Origin of the sequence: Glycomyces dulcitolivorans (genome assembly GCF_003265355.1) — a bacterium.
In the GTDB taxonomy this organism is placed as follows: Bacteria; Actinomycetota; Actinomycetes; order Mycobacteriales; family Micromonosporaceae; genus Glycomyces; species Glycomyces dulcitolivorans.
The window spans coordinates 1-8090 of record NZ_QFRW01000079.1 but is presented as its reverse complement, the minus strand read 5'-3'; the positions used below and the strand labels follow the sequence as shown (position 1 = coordinate 8090).

Genomic DNA, 8090 nt, shown 5'->3' with positions numbered 1-8090 from the left:
GCGGTCGCGGCCGCCTCGGGGGCCGCCGCCGAGTGCGCGGCGCTGCCGGCGCATGTGCGGGCCGAGGCCTTGGAGCACGTGCGGCGGCGCCTGGACGAGGAGGCGGAGACGTGCGCGGAGCTGATCACCGCCGAGTCGGGGAAGCCGATCGCGTGGGCGCGCATCGAGGTGCGGCGGGCGGTGTCGACGTTCCGGTGGGCGGCCGAGGAGGCGCGGCGGTTCGCGGGGACCGTGCAGCGGCTCGACACGGACGCGGCCGCCGAGGGGCGGCTGGCGCTGGTGCGGCGGTTCCCGCGGGGCCCGGTCCTGGGGATCACGCCGTTCAACTTCCCACTGAACCTGGTGGCGCACAAGGTGGCCCCGGCGGTGGCGGCGGGCTGCCCGATCGTGCTGAAGCCGGCGCCGGCGACGCCGCTGTCGTCGCTGCACCTGGGGGCGCTGTTCTCGGAGACGGACCTGCCGCCGGCGATGCTGTCGGTGCTGCCGGTGCCGAACCACCGGGCGGGGCAGCTGGTGGACGACCCGCGGCTGCCGGTCGTCTCGTTCACCGGGTCGGGGCCGGTGGGCAAGGAGATCCGGCGGCGCGTACCCGACAAGCACGTGACGCTCGAACTGGGCGGGAACGGGGCGGCGCTGGTGGCCGCCGACTACCCGAAGCGCGACTGGGCGGCCGAGCGGATCGCGATGTTCGGGAACTACCAGGCCGGGCAGTCGTGCATCGCGGTGCAGCGGGTGTTCATCGAAGCACCGGCTTACGCGGACATGGCGAACCGGATCGTGGAGCAGGTGAAGGCGCTGCCGTCGGGGGACCCGAACGACCCCTCGTGCAAGGTGGGGCCGCTCGTCAGCGCCGAGGCGGCCGAGCGGGTCCAGTCGTGGATCGAGGAGGCCGTGGACGAGGGCGCGAAGGTGCTGTGCGGGGGCGGGCCGCGCCAGGGCTCGCTGGTGGAGCCGACGGTGCTCGCGGACGTGCGCGCGGACGCGAAGGTCCTGCGCGAGGAGGTGTTCGGGCCGGTGCTGGTGCTCGCCAGCGTCGACAGCTTCGAGGCGGGGCTCGCGGCGGTGAACGACTCGCGGTACGGGCTCCAGGCGGGCGTGTTCACCGAGAGCCTGCCGCAGGCGATGCTCGCGCACCGGACCCTCGACGTGGGCGGGGTGATCGTCGGGGACGTGCCGTCGTTCCGGGCCGACCAGATGCCGTACGGCGGGGTCAAGGGCTCGGGGGTCGGGCGCGAGGGCGTGCGGTCGGCGATGGAGGACTACACGGTCGAGCGGGTCCTGGTCCTGCCCGAGGCGCTGTGATCCGGTCGCTCCGCCACGAAGCCGCCGCGAGGTGCGTCACCTCGCACTCGTGACGGCCCGGCCCGTTCGGGCCGAGCGCACCCCGTGGACTGCGAGTTTCCTTCACAGGTTCCGGACTCCGTGTGGCCGCTGTTGACAAAGCGCTATAGCGTGGGCTGCATGACGGTCCCTCCCAACTACGGTCCACCGCCGGAGCAGCCGCAGACTCCCGGGTACGGCTTCCAGTCGCCGTACAACGGCGGCCAGAGCCCCTACGGGGGCCAACCGCAGCAGCCGCAGCAGCCCCAGTTCGGCGCCGGCCCGCAGTACTCCGCAGGCCAGGCCGGCGGCGGGCAGCCCCCGTACGGGGCCGAGCCGCCGCCGTACGGCGGGCCGGTCCTGCCGCCCGAGCCGCCGAAGCGGAACTACGGGCTCATCGGCGGCGTCATCGTCGGCGCGCTCGTCCTCATCCTCGGCGGGGCGCTCCTGGTCGTGATGAACCTGAACAAGGACGACGGGACCGACGTCGCCGAGGACCCGACCACCGAGGAGGAGGCGTCGCCCTCCGACGGGGCGTCCCCGACCGAGGAGGTCACCGAGGAGGAGCAGACCGACACCGAGGTGGGCCAGTGCCTGCCGTACGAGCCGGTCATCGCCGAGGACGGCTACGGCGACGGGCTCGTGCTCGTCGACTGCGCCGACGCGACCGCGTTCTGGGAGATCACCGCCCAGTCCTACGACGTCACCGACGTCCCCGTCGACGACGAGGGCAACCTGACCGACTTCACCGCCGCGAAGGCGCTGTGCGGCGACGACTGGGCCGTCCTCCACCCCGGCGACGCCTGGACGAACTGGCACTACGTGTACTCCTCGGGCACCCTCGACTCGCTGTACTGCATCAAGGCGACCGGCGCGCCCGACCCGAACGAGCCCGAGAACACGCCGTACGTCCCCGCCGAGGGCGACTGCTTCTACACCGCGGACTCGTGGTGGACCGTCGGCTGCGACTCCTCGCTCGCGCAGTACGTGGTCGTCGGCGTCGTCAACATCGACACCCCGGTCGCGATGACCGAGGACGAGGCCGCCGCGCAGGCCACCTGCGGCGGCGCCTGGTACTGGCAGGTCACCGACCCCGAGGGGCGCACCTCCGCGATCCTCTGCGGCGACGAGGTCTAGCGACCGAGACGAGAAAGAACGGGGCGGCCTGCGGGCCGCCCCGTTCTTTCGTCTTGTGCGCCAAGCAGAACGGCGGCGCGGCCCCCAAGGCCGCGCCGCCGTCCGGCGTTGAGATCGAGACCTAGCCGAAGCGGCCGGTGATGTAGTCCTCGGTGCGCGGGTCCGTCGGGTTCGAGAACAGCCGCTGCGTCTCGTCGAACTCGACGAGGAAGCCGAAGCGCTCGCCCGCCTCGTCGACGTCCGCGGAGTAGAACGCCGTCGCGTCGGAGACGCGCGCCGCCTGCTGCATGTTGTGCGTGACGATGACGATCGTGTAGTCGCGGACGAGCTCGTTCATGAGCTCCTCGATGCGGGCCGTCGCGATCGGGTCCAGGGCCGAGCACGGCTCGTCCATGAGCAGGACCTCCGGCTGCACGGCGATCGCGCGCGCGATGCACAGGCGCTGCTGCTGCCCGCCCGACAGGGCCAGGGCGGACTTCTTCAGGTTGTCCTTGACCTCGTCCCACAGGGCCGCGCCGCGCAGGGCCTGCTCGACCCGGTCGGCGAGGTTGTCCTTCATGCCGTTGATCCGCAGGCCGTAGGCGACGTTGTCGAAGATCGACTTCGGGAACGGGTTCGCCTTCTGGAACACCATGCCGATGTGGCGGCGCACCGCGATCGGGTCGACCCCGGGGCCGTAGACGTCGGTCCCGTGGAAGGAGATCTCGCCGGAGACCTTCGCGCCCGGGATGAGGTCGTTCATGCGGTTGATCGACCGCAGCACCGTGGACTTGCCGCAGCCCGACGGGCCGATCATCGCGGTGATCTGGTTCCGGGCGACCGGGAGGGAGACGTCGCGGACCGCGTGCGCCTTCCCGTAGTGCACGCCCACGCCCTTGAGTTCGATGACGGTCTCGGCGGCGACGGGCGAGGCCGTCCGCCCCTGCGGGGCCAGGCCCGCGATGGGCGCCTTGACCTTGGCACCAGTCTCGTTCACGGTCACGCGTGCTCCAATCACCGATCGTCAACCGCCGTTAACGTGTCCTGTCCTCATGGAACGCCATGCAGGTGCACGAAGGGGGGCCAACAGGTGAACTGGCGGTGAATGGACTGCGGTGGCGGTCACGCCCCGGCAAGCGGTCGCTCAGGCGTGCTCGGGCGGCAGCAGCTCGTCGTTCGGGTACCCGCCGAGCAGGTCGTCGGAGGCCGTCAGCGTGAACTCCTCCGCGACCGCGACCGCGCCCAGGTCGACCGACCCGGCCACGTCGCCGTCCTCGGCGAGCTCCATGAGCATCCCGCGGATCACCGGCGCCGGGACGCCCGCGTCCTCGGCGAGCGCGGCCAGGCTGACCTGCACGGTCGCGGACTTCGCGTTCCCCGGCAGCGTGAAGCGGCCCTCGTCGTCGAACTCGTAGTCGACCCCGCCGACCCGCCTGATCGCGATCGCGGTGAGCTCTTCGAGGTCCCCGCGCTGGTCGGCGGCCTCCTCGATGGCCTCCAGCTTGTCGAAGGAGAGGACGTCGAACGGGTTGATGTACAGCTGCGGGGCGACGTACATGACGCCCTCGCGCTTCTCGGACCGGTACAGGCCCAGGGCGAGCAGGAATTCGAGCAGGTCGCGCACGGTGTGGGGGACGGGCAGGCCGGCGCGGCGGCAGTGGGTGGTGAACGTGTCGATGCGCTCGGAGCGTTCGGCGGTGGCCCGGTCGTACTCCTCGCGGGCCTCCTTCTCGACGACCTCGGCGGACGCGCCCAGGTGGTGCTCGGAGGCCTCGGCGATCCAGTCGTCGACGTCGCCCGGGTCGCACCAGACGGGCTCGTTCCAGATGTCGTCCTCGGGGAAGGCGTCGGCCCACCAGCCGGCCGGGAACGGGTTGAGCGAGGGGACGGTGCGGAACAGCTCGATGCTGCACGGCATGATGCGGATCCACGCGGGGTGCATCGGGGCTTGGACCGGGCCGGACTCGTCGCCGAACGGCCGCTCGAAAGATTCCACGCATCGACCGTATCAGCGCGGGCCGACGCGCCACCGCCGCCGGGACGCGACTTCGCTTTCAGCGTAGCGGTGCGGAGGGAGCCGTCCCGGCGCGGTGATACCAGGTATTGCTCAGTGCCCGTTGAGTGCCCGTTCGACGGCCCACCCCCGGTGTCGCCGTTGCGGACGGACCGAGGGGTGCGCCTGTGCCGGGACGGCCCTCGCGCGTCGGGCCCGCCGGCCCCGCCGCGGGCCGGGCCCGCGTTCGGGGGGACGCCGCCTGTCGCGTCCGGGCCGACGTTACTCCGATCGATGCGTGTGGATATCGACCGAACGGCCGGGTTCGGCTACCCGTTCGATCGAATACCGGAAAGGTCCGGTTCGAAGTCGGCGAGGCTGCCGATGTAGTCGGGGGTGAGGTATTCGAGGGTGCGGACCTGCTGTTCGAGCAGCCGGCCCACGGTGACGATCTGGTCGGCGGCGTTGAGCACGAGCCAGTGCTCGTATTCGGCGTAGCGTTCTTCGACCGGAGCCAAGGTCACTGCGGGTTCCTTCCTGATGTGCCTGCGGTCAATGGTGCGATCCGGAACAACGTAATGCGCCGTGAGCCGCGCACGGATTCATGACACGCCTCCGGCACGCGAATTACGCGGACCGGATGAGGTCGCCCCCTTCAGGATCGCAGCACGAGTTTCAGGGTCGACACCCCGTCCCCCGCGACCTCGACCGGCACGCCCCAGTCCTGGCGGGTGAGGTGGCACGCGGGGTGCTCGGCCTCGGCGTCGCAGGTCGCGGCCTGCGCGACGACCTGGAGGACGCCCTTCTCGATGCCCTCCGCGAGGACGAGTTCCCGCGAGAGGTCGTCGGTGCGGCCCGCGCCCTCGGCGAGGAGCTGCGGCGGATCGGCGGAGACCGTGACCTGGACGGGCGAACCGAACGTGTAGTCGAGCTTCTGCCCGGCGGCGGGCTCGAAGAGCACGTCGAGGCGGAGCCGCCCGGGGGCGACCTTCGTGCGCTTGCGGGTGACCCGGTGGTGCTGCCCGGAGACGGCGGCCTCGGAGAGGTCAGGGACGTGGAGGCGGTGCGCGGCGGACTCGACCACGATCAGCTTGCCGCCGAGGACGACGACGTCGCTGGGTTCGGCGAGCCCGGACGCGAGGGTCGACATCTCGCCCTTGGCCGGGTCGTAGGCGCGCAGGGCGCCGTTGTACGTGTCGGCCACGGCGATCCGGCCGTCGGGGAGGACGGCGACGCCGAGCGGGTGCTGCATGAGCGCCTCGGCGGCGGGGCCGTCGAGGTGCCCGAAGTCGAACAGGCCCTGGCCGACGACCGTGTGCATCTGCCCGTGCTCGACGTAGCGGAGCGCGGAGGTCTCGGAGTCGGCGATCCACAGGCGCTCGCCGTCCACCGCGAGGCCGGAGGGCTGGGCCATCCACACCTGGTCGAGGGGGCCGTCCTTGAGGCTCTCAACGGTGGTCCCGGCGTACACGCCGGCGGTGGCGGCCACCGGGTCGAAGTACCAGAGCTGGTGGATGCCGGCCATGGCGACGACGACCTTGCCCTCGAACCAGGCGAGGTCCCACGGGGAGGAGAGGTCGACGCCGAGGGCGGCGTCGGTGCCGTTGTCCATGCGCCACTGCCTGCCGGTGCCGGCCACGGTGGTCGTCTCGCCGGTGGCGAGGCGGACGCCGCGCAGGAGGTGGTTGACGGTGTCGGCGACGACGAGGTCGTAGCCGACGCGCGCGGCGACGTCCCCGGGGAGGAGGACGAGGCCCTGCGGCTCGTTGAACTCAGGGGTCGCGCCGTCGGCGCGGCCGCGCCCGCCGGTGCCGATGACGCCGTTGACGTGGGCGAGGTCGGGGGCGAGGCGGACCAGGCGGTGGCGGGCGGAGTCGGTGACGAGGACGTCGCCGCCGGGCAGCTCGATCGCCTTGCCGGGGAAGCGGAGCGCGGTCTCGGCGGGAGGGGCGGCGACGTACGGGCTGCCCTCGGGGTCGAGGGTGCCTTTGGCGGTGTGGGCCGCGACGAGGTCGCCGATGATCCGGTCGAGGGCCTCGACGTGGCCTTCGCCGGCCATGGTGGAGACGGCGTAGCCCTCGGGGTCGAGGACGACGAGGGTGGGCCAGGCGCGGGCGGCGTAGGCGTCCCAGGTCTTGAGGTCGGGGTCGTCGAGGACGGGGTGCTCGACGCCGTAGCGCTCGACGGCGGCGGCGAGGGCCTGCGGGTCGCGCTCGTGCTCGAACTTCGGGGAGTGGACGCCGATGACGACGAGCGCGTCGCCGTACTTCGCTTCGAGGGGGCGGAGCTCGTCGAGGACGTGGAGGCAGTTGATGCAGCAGAACGTCCAGAAGTCGAGGACGACGATCTTGCCCTTGAGGCTGTCGAGGTCGAGCCGCTCGCCGCCGGTGTTGAGCCAGCCGCGGCCTTCGAGGCGGGCGGCGCGCACGCGGGACTGGGGCTGCGAAGACGATGTCACGGGGCGAGCGTAGCTCGCGCGGCCAGCGCCGATGATCGGCTCGGGCCCTTCGCGAACGAGGCTCACAGCACGGCGAGGGCCGATGGGGTTCCCATCGGCCCTGTGCGTCGTGTCGTACCCCCGCGCTATTTTTACGCCAGGGGTCCCTTAGACCGGATTTATCGCCATATATCGGCTTTTCAGCCGGTATGGACTACTCGCCTTCGCCGCTCTCGTCGGCGCCGAGGAGGCTGAGGCAGTAGACGTCCTCGCCGACGGTGAGGGTCTCGCGGCCCGCGTCGGCGCACTCCTGGCCGTCGCCGACCTTCTGCACGATCTCGTAGTCCTCGCCGTCGACGGCCTCGGAGCACTCGATCGCCTCGGCCTGGTCGCCCGAGGTGTGGCGGACGCAGCCGCCCTCCTCGAACTTCGGAGCCGCGAACAGCAGGAAGTACACGCCGACCGCAGCGCCGACCAGGACCAGGGCGCCCACGACCGCGAGGATCGGGACGAGGCCCTTCTTGCGGCCGCCGCCGTCGGAGGGCGCGGGCGGGTACTGCGCGGCGGGCGGGACCTGGCCGGTCGACAGGCCCGGCTGCGTGTACTGCGGGGCCAGCGGCGGCTGCGACTGGCCCGGCTGCGCGGGCGAGCCGTACGCCGACGGCGGGGCCGGCGGCTCGCTGTACGGGTTGTGCGCGCCGATGATGAGCTTCTGCGTGTCGTCCGACTGCACGGGCGGCGGCGGGGGCTGCTGGGCCGCCGGCGGCTGGTAGACCGGCTGCTGCGGCTGCTGGAACTGCTGGGGCTGCGCCTGCGGCGGTTGCTGCTGCTGGTACGGGTTCGCTGGCGGGACCGCGCCGGGCTGCTGGCCCTGGTTCGCAAGCGGGTTCGGCGGCGGGGACGGCCAGGCCGCGGGACCCGCGGGCGGCTGCTGTCCGGCCTGCTGCTCGCCGTACGGCGCGGGCGCGTTGAAGCCCGAGATGCCCTGCGGCGGCAGCACCTGGGTGCTCTCCTCGACCGGGTCCGGCGCCGGGGCGGCGGGGGCCGGCGGCTGCGAGGGGCCCAGGCGCAGGATCTGCGTGCCGTCCTCGTCGAACTGGGGTCCAGGCGGCGGCGCCTGCGGCGCGGGCGCCTCGAAGGCGGGCGGCGGGACCTGCGCCGGGGCGGCGGGGATGTCGATGTCGATCGCGTTCGGGACCGACTGCGTCGCGCCCTCCTCGACCG

Annotated in this window: 6 protein-coding genes and 1 pseudogene; 2 read left to right on the top strand and 5 right to left on the bottom strand. The window is 72.4% G+C overall.

The genetic code is table 11. The annotated features are described in order from the left end of the window. A partial coding sequence (locus DI269_RS07300) for an aldehyde dehydrogenase family protein (RefSeq protein ID WP_198667233.1) occupies nt 1-1302 on the top strand: 1302 nt, incomplete at its 5' end. Between the two features lie 159 nt (nt 1303-1461). Continuing rightward, a complete protein-coding gene (locus DI269_RS07295; protein WP_112134439.1) occupies nt 1462-2457 on the top strand; it encodes a proline-rich domain-containing protein in 996 nt (331 codons plus the stop codon). A 121-nt stretch (nt 2458-2578) separates the two neighbouring features. On the opposite strand, the gene pstB is transcribed toward DI269_RS07295, so the two are convergent. From pstB to DI269_RS28595, 5 genes and pseudogenes are all read right to left on the bottom strand, one after another. Further along, nucleotides 2579-3439, bottom strand: coding sequence for a phosphate ABC transporter ATP-binding protein PstB (pstB, locus tag DI269_RS07290; RefSeq protein ID WP_112134438.1), 861 nt, complete (start codon nt 3437-3439; stop codon nt 2579-2581). Nucleotides 3440-3580: 141 nt separating this feature from the next. After that, nucleotides 3581-4432, bottom strand: a complete 852-nt coding sequence (locus DI269_RS07285; protein ID WP_112134437.1) for a DUF6042 family protein — start codon at nt 4430-4432, stop codon at nt 3581-3583. Nucleotides 4433-4758: 326 nt separating this feature from the next. Next, nucleotides 4759-4953: a hypothetical protein gene (locus DI269_RS07280; RefSeq protein WP_112134436.1), complete on the bottom strand. Its 195-nt coding sequence runs from the start codon at nt 4951-4953 to the stop codon at nt 4759-4761. Between the two features lie 131 nt (nt 4954-5084). After that, nucleotides 5085-6887: an NHL domain-containing thioredoxin family protein gene (locus DI269_RS07275; protein WP_112134471.1), complete on the bottom strand. Its 1803-nt coding sequence runs from the start codon at nt 6885-6887 to the stop codon at nt 5085-5087. Between the two features lie 193 nt (nt 6888-7080). Next, nucleotides 7081-8090 (bottom strand): annotated as a pseudogene (locus DI269_RS28595) (hypothetical protein); the annotation flags it as partial.

Excerpts from the sequence above, each read along its gene's own strand:
- DI269_RS07295 (WP_112134439.1), top strand. The coding sequence starts at position 1,462 with ATGACGGTCCCTCCCAACTACGGTCCACCGCCGGAGCAGCCGCAGACT.